Annotated in this window: 14 protein-coding genes; 7 read left to right on the forward strand and 7 right to left on the reverse strand. The window is 71.5% G+C overall.

Features of this window, described 5'->3' with window-relative positions; translation table 11 throughout:
* Window positions 1–514: 514 nt before the first annotated feature.
* The gene (locus tag ACW9TB_RS37170) at window positions 515–1,609 is read left to right on the forward strand and encodes a LacI family DNA-binding transcriptional regulator (protein ID WP_472752810.1); all 1,095 of its coding nucleotides are present in this window, start codon (window positions 515–517) and stop codon (window positions 1,607–1,609) included.
* An 18-nt stretch (window positions 1,610–1,627) separates the two neighbouring features.
* Here the strand turns inward: ACW9TB_RS37170 and ACW9TB_RS37175 are convergent, their stop codons facing one another.
* Entirely contained in the window at window positions 1,628–2,497 is an 870-nt protein-coding gene (locus tag ACW9TB_RS37175) for an NAD-dependent epimerase/dehydratase family protein (RefSeq protein ID WP_472752811.1), read from the reverse strand.
* A gap of 468 nt (window positions 2,498–2,965) precedes the next feature.
* Between ACW9TB_RS37175 and ACW9TB_RS37180 the strand changes: the two genes are divergently transcribed.
* From ACW9TB_RS37180 to ACW9TB_RS37200, 5 genes are read left to right on the forward strand one after another with little or no spacing between them, the layout of a single operon-like run.
* A complete protein-coding gene (locus tag ACW9TB_RS37180) occupies window positions 2,966–3,331 on the forward strand; it encodes a tautomerase family protein (RefSeq protein ID WP_472752812.1) in 366 nt (121 codons plus the stop codon).
* A gap of 55 nt (window positions 3,332–3,386) precedes the next feature.
* Window positions 3,387–4,397 (forward strand): NAD-dependent epimerase/dehydratase family protein, encoded by a 1,011-nt coding sequence (locus ACW9TB_RS37185; RefSeq protein WP_472752813.1) that lies wholly within the window; start codon window positions 3,387–3,389, stop codon window positions 4,395–4,397.
* Between the two features lie 47 nt (window positions 4,398–4,444).
* Window positions 4,445–5,338 carry an SMP-30/gluconolactonase/LRE family protein gene (locus tag ACW9TB_RS37190; RefSeq protein ID WP_472752814.1) on the forward strand — a complete coding sequence of 298 codons (894 nt, stop codon included), beginning with the start codon at window positions 4,445–4,447 and terminating at the stop codon, window positions 5,336–5,338.
* Between the two features lies 1 nt (window position 5,339).
* Complete coding sequence (locus tag ACW9TB_RS37195) at window positions 5,340–6,305, forward strand: aldo/keto reductase (RefSeq protein ID WP_472752815.1); 966 nt, start codon at window positions 5,340–5,342, stop codon at window positions 6,303–6,305.
* 48 nt (window positions 6,306–6,353) lie between these two features.
* Window positions 6,354–8,693: a beta-xylosidase/alpha-l-arabinosidase gene (locus ACW9TB_RS37200; RefSeq protein ID WP_472752816.1), complete on the forward strand. Its 2,340-nt coding sequence runs from the start codon at window positions 6,354–6,356 to the stop codon at window positions 8,691–8,693.
* Between the two features lie 357 nt (window positions 8,694–9,050).
* Here the strand turns inward: ACW9TB_RS37200 and ACW9TB_RS37205 are convergent, their stop codons facing one another.
* The 6 genes from ACW9TB_RS37205 to ACW9TB_RS37230 all read right to left on the reverse strand — a co-directional run bounded on the left by ACW9TB_RS37205 (window position 9,051) and on the right by ACW9TB_RS37230 (window position 15,617).
* Window positions 9,051–10,694, reverse strand: a complete 1,644-nt coding sequence (locus ACW9TB_RS37205; protein WP_472752817.1) for an aldehyde dehydrogenase (NADP(+)) — start codon at window positions 10,692–10,694, stop codon at window positions 9,051–9,053.
* Window positions 10,691–11,584, reverse strand: a complete 894-nt coding sequence (locus ACW9TB_RS37210; RefSeq protein WP_472752818.1) for a fumarylacetoacetate hydrolase family protein — start codon at window positions 11,582–11,584, stop codon at window positions 10,691–10,693. The genes ACW9TB_RS37205 and ACW9TB_RS37210 overlap by 4 nt, the downstream gene beginning before the upstream one ends.
* Window positions 11,585–11,849: 265 nt before the next feature.
* Window positions 11,850–13,577 (reverse strand): IlvD/Edd family dehydratase, encoded by a 1,728-nt coding sequence (locus ACW9TB_RS37215; protein WP_472752819.1) that lies wholly within the window; start codon window positions 13,575–13,577, stop codon window positions 11,850–11,852.
* Between the two features lie 5 nt (window positions 13,578–13,582).
* Window positions 13,583–14,368 (reverse strand): SDR family NAD(P)-dependent oxidoreductase, encoded by a 786-nt coding sequence (locus tag ACW9TB_RS37220; RefSeq protein ID WP_472752820.1) that lies wholly within the window; start codon window positions 14,366–14,368, stop codon window positions 13,583–13,585.
* Window positions 14,365–14,514 carry a hypothetical protein gene (locus ACW9TB_RS37225; RefSeq protein WP_472752821.1) on the reverse strand — a complete coding sequence of 50 codons (150 nt, stop codon included), beginning with the start codon at window positions 14,512–14,514 and terminating at the stop codon, window positions 14,365–14,367. The genes ACW9TB_RS37220 and ACW9TB_RS37225 overlap by 4 nt, the downstream gene beginning before the upstream one ends.
* Window positions 14,511–15,617 carry an alcohol dehydrogenase catalytic domain-containing protein gene (locus tag ACW9TB_RS37230; RefSeq protein ID WP_472752822.1) on the reverse strand — a complete coding sequence of 369 codons (1,107 nt, stop codon included), beginning with the start codon at window positions 15,615–15,617 and terminating at the stop codon, window positions 14,511–14,513. Before ACW9TB_RS37230 ends, ACW9TB_RS37225 begins: the two co-directional genes overlap by 4 nt.
* Before the next feature lie 750 nt (window positions 15,618–16,367).
* Between ACW9TB_RS37230 and ACW9TB_RS37235 the strand changes: the two genes are divergently transcribed.
* The coding region (locus ACW9TB_RS37235; RefSeq protein WP_472752823.1) for an endo-1,4-beta-xylanase at window positions 16,368–16,680 on the forward strand (313 nt) is incomplete at its 3' end.

A 16,680-nucleotide genomic window follows, 5' to 3' on the forward strand; every position in this document is an offset into this window, starting at 1 on the left:
GCTCACGAATGGGCACGGGGTCCGCTCGCACGTGGCGACGAGGTCGGCACGGGTCGCGGAAGGGGGTGTGCGTCCTTCACGGCCGGGATCGCCGATCGTCGAAAGCTGCACGTTCGGAAAGCAGAAAGTTTCGGAAAGTGTTCTGGTGAGAGAAGAGCACCAGCTCGGCAACAGTGTCAATAACTCCGGCCGAATTTGTTTCCGTTCGGTTACATGGGATGCGTGCCGTGACCTCCGGGCGAGCGCGCCCATCCCGGGAGAGGGCGGTCACATCGAGATCGTCGGTGTGATATCCGCAGGTCACCATCAGGCCGCTGGGCGGCGTGGATGGTCCGGGACGTCGCGTGTGGCGCGGCCTTCCGGTGCTGCCGGGCCGGATCGCGGCCCAAATACGGACAATTCGGTATTTATGGTGCCAGAAGCCTACCTGCTGCGAGGTCCGGCGGGCCGCTACCAGCGGTGCTACCGTTATGGAAACTTTCGACAACACTGGCTCAGTGCGTGAAGAGGTGTCGTGACGACCGAGCAGCGGACGAGGACGCAGAAGCGGGCGGCGGGAGCTCCCGGGAGCGCCGACGCCGACCGGGTGACCATCGCGATGGTCGCGCAGGAGGCGGGCGTGTCCGCTCCGACGGTGAGCAAGGTGCTCAACGGCAGGGAGGCCGTCGGGGCGGAGACCCGCCGCCGGGTCCAGGACGCCCTGATCTCGACGGGCTACCAGCGCAGGACCAGGTCCGAGGTGGGCAAGGTCGGCGTGGTCGACTTCGTGATCACCGAGCTGGACACGGCCTGGGCCTGTGAGCTGCTGAGAGGCGCGGAGCAGGAGGCGTACCGGCTGGGCACGAGCCTCATCCTGACCGTGACCCACGACCGGCGGGCCCAGCCGCGCGAGTGGCTCAAGACGCTGGCCTCCCGGCCGACCGACGGCGTGGTCCTCGTGGTCACCAGCACCCGGCAGGTGTCGGCGGAGAAGCTGCGCCCGATCGACACCCCCTTCGTCGTCATCGACCAGGTCGGCGGATACGACCGCGACGTCCCGACCATCGGCGCCACCAACTGGGCGGGCGGTTTCGCCGCCACGGAACACCTCGCCGAGCTGGGCCACCGCCGCATCGGCATGATCACCGGGCCCGAGGACGTCCGGTGCAGCCTTGAGCGCCTGGACGGCTACCGCGCCGCTCTCGGGCGCGCGGGACTGCCGCTCGACGAGAGCCTGGTCCGGCAGGGCGACTTCTACTCCGAGGGCGGCAGGCGGGCCGCCGTCGAGCTGCTCGACCTGCCGGAACCCCCCACGGCGATCTTCGCGGGCTCCGACCAGCAGGCGGCCGGCGTGTACGACGCGGCCCGCTCCAGGGGCCTGCGCATCCCCGAGGACCTCAGCGTCGTCGGGTTCGACGACACCGAGGTGTGCGAGTGGATGTGGCCCCGGCTGACCACCATCAGGCAGCCGCTCGCGCAGATGGCCGTGCTGGCCATCCGCAACGTGCTGGAGACGACGCACACCCCCGGTGAGCAGCCGCTACGTCTCGAACTGTCGACCAGCCTGGTGGTCAGGAACAGCACCGCGCCCTACCAGCCCCCGGCCCGAGCCCCCCGAGGCCGCCGCTGACCCCCCGGCGCCCGGGGCTCACGCCAGGGGAAGGCCGAGCACGTCGCGCCACGACTCCCGCGGAAGGTATCCCAGCTCGTCACGGGCCCTGTCACTACTGAGCAGGCTCTCGTACGGCCCGAGCGGGCGGCGGACCGGCACGCCGGGGAAGACCTCCGCGGTGAGGTCGGCCGTGGGCCGGTCCATCAGCGTGTCCCCGGCGGCGATCACGTACGAGGGCGCGCCCGTCACCTCCGCCAGCAGGGCGAGCCGGCAGGCCCGCGCGGCGTCGCGGACGTCGACGTAGGACCACAGGTTGAACACCCGGGACAGCGGGTCGTCCCAGAAACCGGGGATCTTGGGGTAGTCGGCCGCGTCGTGGACGTTCGACAGCCGCAGGCCGACGATCGGGATCCCCGACCAGGCGGAGATGTGCTCGGCCAGCGTCTCCCCGACCACCTTGGACAGGGCGTAGGCCGAGGTCGGGTACGGGTGGTGCTCCTCGTCCACCGGCAGGTAGCGCGGCGGGGTCCCCGGCCCGAACGGGAGGCCCAGGGTGGTCTCGCTCGACGTCCACACGACCCTGCCGACCCCGAGCTTGGCCGCGGCGAGGAAGACGTTGCTGTTCATCGCGGTGTTCACGGTGAACGTGCGGGCGTCGGTGAAGAAGCCGGGCGCGGGGATCGCCGCGAGGTGGACCACGGCGTCGACCGAGGTCAGCGCGTCCACCGTGTCGCCGAAGTCCGTCAGGTCGGCGCGCAGCAGCGGCGCCCCCAGGGCGGCCAGCTCGCCCCGGTCTCCCGGCCCCCCGGCGACGTCGACGGCGCGTACCTCGTGCCCGTGCGCGAGCAGGTCCTCGACCACGGCGCGACCGGTCTTGCCACTCGCGCCCGTAACCGCGATTCTCACAGGTCAGTCCCACTCTCGGATGGCGTCGTCCCGGCCTGAGGGGTCCTCGTCGGCCGGTCGTCGCGAAAGTTTATGGAAAGTTGTCCACGGCGCCGGGCTTCGGCCGCAGGAGTCCTGGCCCCGAGCCGCGACCACCGGGAACGGCCGTGATCCAGTTTACCGATCATGCCGTTCACCAGGGATGATGTCGTAACCGAGGGCGTTCGCCCGGCCTCGGGCACGCCCGCGCGCAGCCGGAGCCGAGGGGCGGGAGCGATCGGCGCCCCAGCCTCCTGACAGGCAAAGATGTCACTATGTCAGCCTTTCGTCCATGCCATGACCCTTGACGTTCCCCAACACGCCGTTCTACTTTGTCGCTGCGGACTTTAAGTTTCATAGAGTTTTCGAAAGTTTTCAGCGCCTTTTTCGCGCACACCCCCGCCGTGGTGCCCGGACACCGGTCGACGCCCGGCGCTGAAAGGAACCACCGTGCCCCTCGTACAGATCGACCTCGAACGCTCCCTGGCCGAACGGCTGGGCCGGCAGATCAGCGACGGCGTCCACCAAGCCCTGGTGGACGGCCTGGGAATGGACCCGACCGACAGGTTCCAGATCTTCCGCACGCACGCGCCCGAGGAGATCGTCTTCGACCCGGGCTACAACGGCGTGGACCGGCGGCAGCTGGTCAGCATCCAGATCCTGATGGTGCACATGTACGACGTGACCACCAAGTACGCGATGTTCGACCAGATCGCCAAGCGGCTGGGGGAGATCGGCGTCCGGCCGGACGACCTGCTGATCAGCGTCGTGGAGAACGGCTTCGAGGACTGGTACGCGGGAAAGTCACGTACCTGACCGCGTCCCGCCCACCCCACGAGCCCACGATCCATCCAAGATCCGGAGTCCTGCAGTGAAGGTTCTCTACATCGGCGGCACCGGCACGATCAGCTCGGCCAGCGTCGCCGAGTCGGTGCGCCAGGGCCAGGACGTCCACGTCCTGAACCGTGGCCGCACCGCCGGCCGCCGCCCGCTCCCCGCCGGGGTCACGACGATCGAAGCCGACGTCCAGGACCCGGAGTCGGTGCGCCGGGCCCTCGGCGGCACGACGTTCGACAGCGTGGTCAACTTCCTCAGCTTCGGCGCCGAGGACGCCGCCGCCGCCGTCGGCCTGCTGGAAGGCCGCACCGGCCAGTACGTCCACATCAGCAGCGCCTCGATCTACCACAAGCCGGTACGGCGGGTGCCGATCGTCGAGTCGACCACCCGGCACAACCCCTACCTGGAGTACGCCCGGGAGAAGATCGCCGCCGAGGACGTCCTGCACCGGGCCTACGAGGAGCGCGACTTCCCCGTCACCGTCGTGCGCCCCTCGCACACCTACGACGACGCCCACCCGCCGCTGCCCGGCGACTGGACCGCGTGGGACCGGATCGCCCGAGGCGACGAGCTGGTCGTGCCCGGTGACGGCACCAGCCTGTGGACCCTGACGCACGCGCGGGACTTCGCGGTGGGGCTCGTCGGCCTGATCGGCAACTGGCAGGCCATCGGGGAGGACTTCCACATCACCTCCGACGAGGCGCTGACCTGGGACGAGATCTACGGCATCATCGGGCGCACCTCGGGGACGCCGGCCAGGCTCCTGCACCTGCCCTCGGAGTTCCTCCGGCTCGCCGCCCCCGACTGGTTCTGGTCGGACCTCATCGTCGGCGACCTGATGCACAGCGCGGTGTTCGACAACACCAAGATCAAACGGTTCGTCCCCGCGTTCCAGCCGACGATCACCTGGTCGGCCGGGGCCAGGCGGCTGCACGAGTGGCGCACCGCCCACGCCGGGGAGACCCGCCCCGACGCCGCGACGGACGCGATCCTGGACCGGCTGGTCGAGGGGTACCGGGCCGCGTCGGCGGCGCTGGCACCGTGATGGCGGGCACGGGAGGCGACCCGGTGGCCGAGCCGGGAGGTGGCCTGGTGGCTGAGTCGGGAGGCGACCTGGTGGCCGAGCCCTGGCTGGATGTCTCCGGCGTCCACTGCGAGGGCGTCGTGTGGGACGACGCCGCGGGCCGGTTGCGGTTCGTCGACATCCCCCGAGGGCGCGTCTTCGACGCCGGAGTGGACACCGGCACCGACGTCGGCTGGTTCGACCTGCCCGCGCCGGTCACGGCCGTGCACCCCACGACCGAGCCCGGCACCCTCGTCGTCGCGGACGGCGACGGCGTCGCCCTGGCCACCCGCGACGGGCTGACCGAACGGCTCGCCGCCCCGCTGGCGGGCCGCCCGGGGATCCGCATGAACGACGCGGGCGTCGACCCCGCCGGACGCTACTTCGCGGGCAGCATGGCGTACGACCTCGAACCGGGCGCGGGCCGCCTGTACCGCCTCGACACCGACCGGTCCCTGCACACCGTGCTCGACGACGTCACGATCGGCAACGGGGTGGACTGGTCGCCCGACGCCACCCTGTGCTACTTCGTGGACAGCCCCCTCCGCCGCGTCGACGTGTTCGACTACGACGTGACGACGGGTGCCCTGTCCAACCGGCGCGTGTTCGCCGACACCTCCGCCATCCCCGGGATGCCCGACGGGCTCACGGTCGACTCCGAGGGCGCCGTGTGGGTGGCCTTCTGGGGAGGATCGCGCGTCTGCCGCTTCGGGCCGGACGGCCTGGTCGAGCGCACCGTCGTCCTGCCGGTGTCACAGGTGACGTCGTGCTGCTTCGCCGGGCCGGAGCTGGACCTGCTCGTCATCAGCACCTCCACCGAGGACCTCTCCCCCGACGACCTGCGGCGCCAGCCCACGGCAGGCATGATCTTCCGGGCCGAGCCCGGATGCCGTGGCCGCCGCACGACCGAATTCGTGATCTGACATGGCCGACGACCACACGCCCGACCCCGCCGCCCGCCGCGCGTTCGGCCGCACCGGGCTCACGGTGACCCCCATCTGCATCGGGACCAGCCCCCTGGCGAGCATGCCCGCGCTGTACGGCTACGCGGTCGGCCAGGACAGGGCGGAGGCGACGATCGAGGCCGTGCTCGACGGCCCGTTCAACTTCCTCGACACGTCCAACAACTACGGCGGCGGCAGCGCCGAGCTGCGTATCGGCGCCGTCCTGCGCCGCCGTGGCGGGATCCCCGACGGGTTCGTCCTGGCCACCAAGGCCGACGCCGACCCCGACAGCGGAGACTTCTCCGGCGAGCGCGTACGCCGCTCGGTCGAGGAGAGCCTCGAACGGCTCGGCGTCGACCACGTGCCGATGATGTACCTGCACGACCCGGAGTACCACGTCACCTTCGAGGAGGCGATGGCCCCGGGCGGGCCGGTCGAGGCGCTGGTCGCGCTCCGCGACGCCGGTGTCGTCGGCCACCTCGGGATCGCGGGCGGCCCCGTGGAGCTGATGCGGCGGTTCGTCGGGACCGGCGTGTTCGAGGCGGTGATCAACCACAACCGCTGGACCCTGGTGAACCGCGAGGCCGGCCCGCTGCTCGACGAGGCCGTCGCGCGGGGGGTCGCCTTCGTCAACGGCGCGCCGTACGGCGGGGGCATGCTGGTCAAGGGCCCGGACGTCCAGCCCCGCTACGCCTACCGGGAGACCGGCGAGTCCGTCAGGGACGCGGTCCGGTCGATGCGGAGGGTGTGCGCCGACCACGACGTGCCCCTGGCCGCCGCCGCGCTGCAGTTCTCGCTGCGCGACCCCCGGGTGACGTCGACCATCGTCGGCGTCTCGGAACCCGCGCGGATCGGGACCACCCTCGATCTCGCCACCGTCCCGATCGCCCCCGAGCTGTGGGACGAGCTCGACCGGCACACCCCGTCGTCCGGGTGGCTTGACTGATGCCGCCGACGGCCGTACGAGCGATTCCAACGACAAACGGAGAAGACCGTGGCACTGAGCACTGACCCCCCGCCGGAGGTGTGGAGGGACGCCGGCGTCCCCGACGAGGACCGCGTCGAGGCCCTGATGGCCAGGATGAGCCTCGCCGAGAAGGTCGCGCAGCTCTACGGAGTCTGGGTGGGCATCGACAACGGTGACGGCGAGATGGCCCCGCACCAGCACGAGTTCACGTCACTGCCGGTCGGGTGGGACGAGCTCGTCAAGGACGGCATCGGCCAGCTGACCCGGCCGTTCGGTACCAAACCCGTCGACGTCCTGACCGGCGCGACCACGCTCGCGGGCGCCCAGCGTTCGATCACCGCGGCCGGGCGGTGGGGCATCCCCGCGCTGGTGCACGAGGAGTGCCTGACCGGCCTCGCCGCCTGGAAGGCCACCGTCTACCCGTCACCGCTGTGCTGGGGCGCGAGCTTCGACCCGGACCTGGTCGAGCGGATGGGGGCGCAGATCGGCGCCACCATGCGGCGGCTCGGCATCCACCAGGGCCTCGCCCCGGTCGTGGACGTCGCCCGCGACCTGCGATGGGGCCGCGTCGAGGAGACCATCGGCGAGGATCCCGTGCTCGTCGGCACGATCGGCAGCGCGTACGTCCGCGGCGTGCGGTCGGCGGGCGTGATCGCCACCCTGAAGCACTTCGTGGGCTACTCGGCCTCCAAGGCGGGCCGGAACCTGGCCCCGGTGTCGGTGGGCCGCCGGGAGATCGCCGACGTGCTGCTGCCCCCGTTCGAGATGGCGCTGCGGGCCGGGGCCGACTCGGTGATGAACTCCTACACCGACATCGACGGCGTACCGGTCGCGGCCGACCCCACCCTGCTCACCGACCTGCTTCGCGGCACCTACGGCTTCACCGGCACCGTCGTGGCCGACTACTTCTCCGTCGCCTTCCTGCAGACCCTCCACAACGTGGCCGGGTCCCCCGGCGACGCGGCCAGGCTGGCGCTGACGGCGGGAATCGACGTGGAACTCCCCACGGTCAACACCTACGGCCCGCCACTGGTCGAGGCGATCGGCCGCGGCGAGGTCGACGTCGCCCTCGTCGACCGCGCGCTGCGCCGCGTGCTCCTGCAGAAGGTCAGGCTGGGCCTGCTCGACGAGGAGTGGGTACCCGAGCCCGCCGTCCTGGAGGAGACGGACGACGCCGTGCTGGACGGCGAGTCCCAGCGTGCCCTCGCGGGCGAACTGGCCCGCCGTTCCGTCGTCCTGCTCCGCAACACCGGCTCGCTGCCGCTGGCGCCGGGCCTGCGCCTGGCCGTGGTCGGGCCCCGGGCCGACACCCCGCAGGCCATGATGGGCTGCTACTCGTTCCCGATGCACGTCGGCGTGCACCACCCCGAGGTGCCCATCGGCATCGAGGTGCCGACCCTGGTCGAGGCGCTGCGCGCCGACCCCGCGGGCTACGACGTGCGCTACGAGCAGGGGGTGCCCGTCCTCGGCGGCGCCGACGAGGGCATCGCCGCGGCCGTCGCCGCGGCTGCGGACGCCGACGTCTGCGTGGCCGTGCTCGGCGACCAGGCGGGCCTGTTCGGGCGCGGTACCTCCGGGGAGGGCTGCGACGCCGAGAGCCTGCGCCTGCCCGGACGGCAGGAAGAACTGCTGGAGGCCGTGCTGGCCACCGGCGTCCCGGTCGTCCTGGTGCTCCTGGTCGGCCGCCCGTACGAGCTGGCCCGGCAGGTCGACCGCCTGGCGGCCGTCGTGTGCGGGTTCTTCCCCGGCGAGGAGGGCGCGCGCGCCCTGGCCGACGTGCTGTCCGGCCGGGCCGACCCGTCGGGGCGGCTCCCGGTGAGCTTCCCCGGCGACGGCGGCAACCAGCCCTCCACCTACCTGGCCGCGCCGCTGGGCCGGCGCGGCGAGGTGAGCTCGGTGGATCCCACCGCGCTGTTCCCGTTCGGCCACGGGCTGTCGTACACCCCGATCACGTGGAAGGACGTCTCCGCCGGTGCGGAGGTCTGGCCGACCGACGGCACCCTCGACGTGCGGGTGACGCTGCACAACGGCGCGGCCGGTCCGGTGTCGGACGTCGTGCAGGTCTACCTTCACGACCCGGTCGCCGAGGTCGCCCGCCCGGTGCAGTCGCTGCTGACGGCCCACCGGGTCGATCTGGAGCCGGGGGAGACCCGCGAGGTCACGATCACGCTGCACGCCGACCAGACCTCCTACACCGGAGCGTCCGGACAGCGGCAGGTCGACCCGGGCGCGGTCGTGGTACGGGTCGGCGCGTCGAGCGCGGACATCAGGGAGACCATCTCCGTCTCCATGACCGGGCCACGGCGCCATGTCGGTTTCGACCGGGTCATGGAGGCGACCGTCACCTCCGGGGCGGCCGGGAGCTGACAACGTTCCGCGGCGCCGACCAGGGGCGGCGCCGCGGCCCGGAACCACGGACCGGCGTTACGGATCGGTACTACGGACCGGAACCGCAGATCGGCGCTGCGGACCGGTACCGCGGACCGGCGTTACGGACTGGCACCGCGGACCGGCGCTATGGACCGGAATCGCGGATCGGCGCTGCGGACCGGCACCATGAGACGGCGAGGGCGGCCCGGGTTTCCCGGGCCGCCCTCGCCGTCTCTCGTGTCTTTCGCCGTCTTGTGTCGTGTCGCGCGTGTCACTCGCGGGGGTGGCGAAGGCCGACCCGTGCCCGTGCCCTGTCCGTCGTGCTCATGACCTGGCAGGACTCGTCGAGCGGTGTCACCGGGCAGGCAGGGGCTCGCGGACCGGGGTGAGGACGCCGTCGACGCGGCGGACGAGCCCCGTGGAGGCGGCCGGGGCGTCGCGAAGCTCGTCCGGCAGCAGTTCCCCCGGAACGTTCTGCAGGCTGATCGGGCGCAGCCAGCGGCGGATCGACGTGGTGCCGACGCTGGTGTGCAGCGCGCTGGTGGCCGCGGGGTACGGGCCGCCGTGGTGCATGCCCCAGGCCACCGCCACACCGGTCGGGAAGCCGTTCCACACGACACGGCCGACCGTACCGGACAGCCGCGCGAGCAACCGGGCCGACAGGTCGCCGTCCGCCGCGTCGGCGTGGACCGTCCCGGTGAGAGCCGGGCCGAAGGTCTCGACGAGCTGGAGGAGATGCTCCTCGGAGGTGTACTCGACGGTCACCAGGACCGGCCCGAAGCACTCCTCAAGCAGCGCGCCCGTCACGGCACCGGCGTCCGCGTGCAGCAACAGCGGCGCACCGGTCCAGCCGCCACCCTCGCGGCCCTCACCGCCCGCGCCGGTTCCACCGCCTTCGCCGCCCGCGCCGGTCCAGCCGTCGCGCTCGCCGTTCTCGTCGCGCTCACCGGTCTCCTTGCCACCGGCGAGCGTCCGGACGCCGTCCATGCCGCGCAGCGTCTCCGCGCCGAGGCGGTAGGCGTCGGCCGTCCGCTCGCTGAGCATGAAACCGGCGGGCAGCGCGTCGACGTGCTTCGCCAGCGAGCGGAGGATCGCCTCGCCGGACGCGCCGGAGGGAAGCAGTGCCAGGCCCGGTTTCGTGCAGAACTGCCCGACCCCGAGCGTGAAGGAGGCCGCGAGCCCCGCGGCGATCTCCTCGCCGCGCGACGCGGCGGCCCCGGGGCACACGACGAGCGTGTTGAGCGCGCCCAGCTCGCCGTAGAAGGGGATCGGCGACGGCCGGGCCGACGCGACGTCGAACAGCGTACGCCCGGCGCCGAGGGAGCCGGTGAACCCGACGGCCTGGACGGCGGGATGTCCGACCAGGGCGACGCCCGCCTCCCGCCCCCAGACCAGGTTGATCACGTCCGGGGTGACACCGGCCGCCCTGGCGCCCGCGACGAGCGCCTCGTGGCTGAGCACCGACGTCGCCGGGTGCGCCGTGTGCACCTTGGCGAGGACCGGGCAGCCCGCGCTCAGGGCCGAGGCGGTGTCGCCGCCGGGCACGGAGAAGGCGAACGGGAAGTTGCTCGCCCCGAACACCGCGACAGGTCCGAGCGGGACCAGCATCCGGCGCAGGTCCGGGCGCGGTCCCATCGGGGTTTCCCCCGCGTGGTCGATGGTCGCCTCAAGATAGGCGCCGTCCTCCGCCACGTCGGCGAACAGGTCGAGCTGGTAGCACGTCCTGGTCAGCTCGCCGTTGAGCCGCTGCTCTCCCAGGGCGGTCTCGCGGTCGGCCACGGCGACCAGGTCGGCCCGGCGTTCCTCAAGCGAGCGCGCCATCGAACGGAGCAGCCGGGCGCGTCCCGCGCGCCCCAGCCCGGCGAGCTCCCGCGCGGCCACGGCCGCCCGCGCGCAGAGGTCGTCGAGCTCGGCGGGTGACGTCTCGGCGCCGACCCGCTCGACCTCACGTCCCGTCCGCGCGTCGACGCTGGCGAAACCGTGGATGTTCCCTGTCATGACCGATCCCCTTCGGAAGGCTTCTCGTCACGCGCGATCCCTCGCACGACCGTGTTGCGCAACACTCCGACGCCTTCGATGCCGATCTCGACCGTGTCGCCGTCCGCGAGCGTGAACGGCGTCGGCGGTACGAGGCACGTGCCGGTCGACAGGACGACCCCGTCCGGATGGACGTCGCCGCGCATCAGGTACGAGACCAGCTCGTCGAGGCGTCGGCGCAGCCGCGCGGTGCTCGCCTCGCCGCTCCACTCCGGCTCGCCCTCCCTGCCGATCGTCATCTCGATCGCGAGGTCGTACGGATCCTCGATCTCCCAGACCGGCCTGATCCAGGGGCCGAGGCCGCAGGCGCCGTAATAGATCTTGGCCTGGGGAAGGTAGAGGGGGTTCTCCCCTTCGATGCTGCGTGAGGACATGTCGTTGCACACCGTGTAGCCGACGATCTCCCCGAAGCGGTTCACCACCAGCGCCAGCTCTGGCTCCGGCACGTCCACCACCGAGTCGGCGCGGATTCCCAGGTCGCCGTCCGGGCCGACGACCCGCCACGGGACCGACTTGAAGAACAGCTCCGGCCGATCGGCGTCGTAGACCAGCTCGTAGACGGTCGCGGCGCGCTCGCTCTCCTCGACCCTCGCCTCGCGCGACGTCTCGTACGTGACGCCCGCCGCCCACACCTCGGTCGTACCGTCGACGGGCGCGAGGAGTTCGACCTCCTCCAGGGGCACCCGCTCTCCGGGCGCGCTGCCGGTCAGCCGCTCCCGCAGGTCGGCGAGTGGTGACGCCCAGAGTTCGGCGAGCGTCCGCACGCCCGCGAGTTCGGCGACGCCGCCGTCGTCGTGCAGGCCCACCCGTGGCTCCGCGGAATCTCGCGTGCGGTATCTGACGATGTTCACGGTCACTCCCTGATGCTGGATGCCGGTGTGTCGGCGGTGGGTTTCGGCTCCACGCCGTCCTCGGGCGTCAACGTAAGTCGCGATACCTCACTTCCCGGGCGTCAACGTGAGCCGCGCGGGACCTCTGGTATCGATGTGAGTCGCGCGGGATCCCGCTTCCCGGGCGTCGGCGTGGGTCACGGGACCTCGCTTCCCCGGTGTCAACGTGAGCCGCGCGGGACCTCTGGTATCGGTGTGAGTCGCGCGGGCCCTCGCTCCTCAAGCGTCAGTGCGAGTCGCGCGGGACCTCGCTCCCGCGGCTGCCGCGCAGGAACCCGAAGTCCACCCCGTCGTCGGCCTGCAGGACGTGCTCGCGGTACAGCCACCGGTATCCGCCCGTCTCGTCGGTTGCGGGCGGGCTCCACTCGGCACGCCGCCGGGCGAGCTCCTCGTCGTCCACGTGCAACGTCAACCGCCTGGCCGGTACGTCGAGCTCGATGCGGTCGCCGGTGCGTACCAGGGCCAGCGGGCCGCCGACGGCCGCCTCGGGGGAGACGTGCAGCACGACCGTGCCGAATCCGGTGCCGCTCATCCGCCCGTCGCTGATGCGCACCATGTCGCCGACGCCCTCGCGCAGCAGCTTCGCGGGGAGCGGCACGTTGGCCACCTCGGGCATGCCCGGGTACCCCTTCGGCCCGGCGCCCCGGATGACCAGCACGTCGTCCGGGGTGACGTCGAGATCCTCGTCGTCGCACACCGCGTGGTAGGCCTCGGGCGAGTCGAACACCAGCGCCCTGCCCTCGTGGTGCATCAGGGACGGTGACGCGGCCGACTGCTTGATCACGGCGCCGTTCGGGCAGAGGTTGCCGCGCAGGATCGCGGTGCCGGTACCGGACGGCAGCAGCGGTTCGGCCAGCGGGCGGATCACCTCGGTGTTCCAGCACTCCGCGCCCGCGACGTTCTCCCCGATGGTACGGCCGGTGACCGTGATGGCCTCCGAGTGGAGCAGGCCCACCTCGTCGAGCTGGCGCATGACGACCGGGAGGCCGCCCGCGTAGCAGAAGTCCTCCATCAGGAACCGGCCCGACGGCATGAGGTCGACGATGGTCGGCACGTCCCGTACGAGGGCGTCGAAGTCGTCGAGGGGCAGGTCGACGCCGAGCCGTCCCGCCAGAGCGGTCAGGTGGATGATCGCGTTGGTGGACCCGCCGATGGCGGCGTTGGTCCTGATCGCGTTCTCGAACGCCTCCCGGGTGAGGATCGCGCTCGGGCGCAGGTCCCGTTCGACCATGTCCACGATCCGCCGCCCGGCCTCCTGCGCGGCCTCCATGCGACGCATGTCGACGGCGGGCCAGGTCGCGGAGCCGGGAAGCTGCATGCCGAGCGCCTCGGCCACGCAGGCCATCGTCGAGGCGGTGCCCATCGTCATGCAGTGCCCGTTCGAACGCGCCATGCAGCCCTCGGCGGCGTACCCCTCCTCCACGGTCATCCGTCCGGCCTTGATCTCGGCCTCGAACTTCCACACGTGGGTGCCGGAACCGACGTCGTGCCCCTGGAACTTGCCGTTGAGCATCGGCCCGCCGGTCACCATCACGGCCGGGAGGTCGACGCTGGCCGCGCCCATGAGCAGCCCCGGCGTGGTCTTGTCGCAACCGGACAGCAGCACCACGCCGTCCAGCGGGTTGGCCCGGATGAGCTCCTCGGCCGCCATGGCGAGCAGGTTGCGGTACAGCATCGCCGTCGGGCGCATCAGCGTCTCGCCGGTGGCCAGGACGGGGAACACCAGCGGGAACCCGCCCGCCTGCCAGACGCCGCGCTTGACCGCGTCCGCCACCCGGTCCAGATGCGAGTTGCACGGCGCGAGCTCCGACCAGGTGCTCGCGATGCCGATCACGGGACGGCCGTCGAAGACCTCCGGCCCGAACCCCTGGTTGCGCATCCAGGACCGGTACAGCATGCCGGACCGCCCCTCGGCGGCGAACCAGTGCGCGCTGCGCCGCGTGGGTCCTGTCATGTCGTTCACATCCATCCCCCGTCGACGATCCACTTCTGGCCGGTGCACATCGCGCTGTCGTCGGCCGCCAGCCACAACACCATCCGCGCGACGTCGGCCGGCATGACGTTGTCCTTCAGCGACTGGACCTGGTCGAGTTTCGCCAGCGTCTCGGGGGTGACGAGCTGCGCGAGCTGCCGCTCGGTGAAGATCCAGCCCGGGACGAGGCAGTTGACGCGGATCCGGTCGGGGCCGAGCTCGCGGGCCAGCGTACGGGTGAGGCCCTCGATCCCGGCCTTGGCCGTCACGTACGCGGGCAGCCCGACGAAGTCGGCGTGCGCGCTGATCGAGCCCAGGTTGACGATCGAGCCTCCGCCGAGCGCGCGCATCCCGGGCGCCACCGCCTGGATCGCGAAGAAGTGGTGCTTCAGGTTCACCGCGATCGCGTTGTCCCAGTAGGCCTCGTCCACCTCCCGCGAGTCGTGGCGCTCGTCGTTGGCGGCGTTGTTCACGAGGATCGAGATGGGCCCGAGCCTTTCCCCCACCTCCGCGATCGCCGCCCGCAACCGGGTGACGTCGCGGACGTCGGCCTCGACGAACAGCGGCTTCGGGCAGTCCGTACGGCCGAGCCGGTCGAGCAGCCGCTCCGCGCCCTCGGCGTCGATGTCGGCGAAGCCGACCCGGACGCCCTGCGCGGCCAGCGCGGAGACGAACTCCGCGCCCAGGCCGGTCGAGCCGCCGCTGACGAAGGCGACCTTGTCGCGCAGGCTCGGATAGACGGCGTAGCGACGCTCGTCGTGTGCGACGGTCACGATGACTCCCAGGACAGAACGATGTGCGTGCCGGTCACGGTGGCCTCCAGGCCAGAACCGGTCGCGGTGGTTTCCAGGCCAGAACCGGTCGCGGTGGCCTCCAGGCCAGAACCGGTCGCGGTGGCCTTCAAGGCAGAACCGGTCACCGCGACTCCCAGGGCAGGACGATGCCCCGGCCGACCGAACCGCCGGTCAGGTCGGTGAAGGCCTCGTTGATGTGATCCAGCGAATACCGCCGGCCGATGAGCGCGTCCAGCGGCAGGCGTCCGGCGAGATAGAGGTCGAACAGCCTGGGCAGGTCGATGAGCGGGTTGGCCGAGCCGTACAGGCTGCCGACCACCCGCTTCTCCCGCTGCACGAGCACGTTGAGGGGCACGTCGAACGTCGTGCCGACCGCGCCGAGACCGACCGCCACGAGCGTCCCGCCCGGACGGAGCACGTCGATCGCCGTCTCCAGCGTGGCGGGGCGGCCGATCGCCTCGATCGCCCACTCCATGCCGCCGGGGCGGATCGCCCGGAGGGCCTCGGCGACGTCCTCCCTGGACGCGTCGACGGTGTGCGTGGCGCCCAGTTTCGCCGCCATCGCCAGGCGCTCGGGCACGACGTCGACGACGACGATCGGATTCGCGCCTTCGAGGACCACTCCAAGGACGCTCGACAGCCCGACACCGCCCGCGCCGAAGATCACGATGCCGTCGCCCGCGCACCCGCCCACGACGTTCAGCACCGCGCCGACGCCGGTGACGACGGCGCACCCGGCGATCGCGGCGATCTCGAACGGCACGTTCGGCGGTACGGGCACCAGGGCGCGCTCGGAGACGACGCAGTATTCGGCGAAGCAGGAGACACCGAGCAGGTGATGGACCCGTTCCCCGCCGGAGTGCAGGCGCGTGGTCCCGTCGAGGAGGCCACCCGAGCTCGCCTGGATGCCCGCCGCCTCGCACAGCGCGGGCCGTCCGACGAGGCAGTAGCGGCACTGCCCGCATCGGGGCCGCCACATCAGGCCGACGCGGTCGCCGGGCGAGAACCGGGTGACACCCGGCCCGACGGCCTCGACCACACCGGCGCCCTCGTGCCCCGGGACGACCGGCAGCGGGCACCGCAGGTCCCCGGCGAGATAGTGCTGGTCGCTGTGACAGACACCGGCCGCCTCGACCCGGACGAGAACCTCTTCCGCGTGTGGCTCGTCGAGCCCGACGTCGCCGACGACAAGGGGGGTGCCGAAACGTTCCAGCAGCGCGGCTCTCATACGACCCATCCGTCCCCGACCGCCGTCGCCGCAGCCCCAGGACCAGGCACTTCGCCCTCGCCGGAGACCTTCGCTCAGGCCATGAACTCGATCGCTGCCACGCTAGGTGTTACGAACATATGTCGTCAACAGTTTCAGAAACATTCGACGTTCGAGATGATCAAATCGGCGAGATCGATCATCCTGTTGCCCGCCAAACGCTCATGGCCGAGAGCATGAAATTGGCTTCTGAACTGCACTTATCTTCTTCTCGCCACAGCGGAAAGTCTCGAAATCCCGTGAGGAAACGATCGTAAAACGCCAACCGGCAGCGGTCTGTGAGGCCGGTACGGCGGGCGATCCGGATCGAGACGCCCAAGGGCGGGGTCGAGCGAGGCTCTCCTTGACGCCCGTGAACGGCTCCCAGCCCTCCCCTGACCGGCGCCGTACTGAAACTTACATCGGCCATACCTCGCCCCGGCGCGACGAGTCCGCAAGGTTTCAGGAGGCAGGGGCACAGGTTGGGGACGTACGAGAGGCGCGTGTGCCGGGCAGGGGGTCCGAAACTTTCTGGGCTGCCTTGACGTATTTCGGGGAGGTTTCCACACTGAGTCCCCAAGGCGTTCTCCTACGGCCAGGTCGCTGGTGCGCAGCAGGGCCGTCGTCTGCGACGCCCGGTGTGTGCCTCCCCGGCCATGGGCGCGGCGTCGAATTCGCGGGGGTGTCCCCCGTGTTTCCGCTTTCCCGTGATGCAGTTATGGAGGCTCAGGCATGGGCACAAATGCCATACCCCCACCCGGAACCCGGCGACCCCTCGGCGGTCTTCGCCGGGTCCTGGTCGCCGGTGCTCTCGGCACCCTCGTGCTCGGTACGCTCACGGCGGTGACCGGCCAGGTCTCCGCCGGTGCCACCTCCGCCTCCGCGGCGGCGAGCACGCTCGGTGCGGCGGCCCAGCAGAGCGGGCGCTACTTCGGCACCGCGATCAGCGCCGGTAAGCTCGGCGACTCGGCGTACACCACGATCGCCAACCGCGAGTTCGACATGGTGACGGCCGAGAACGAGATGAAGATCGACGCCACCGAGC

This window comes from Streptosporangium sp. H13245 (assembly GCF_055690525.1).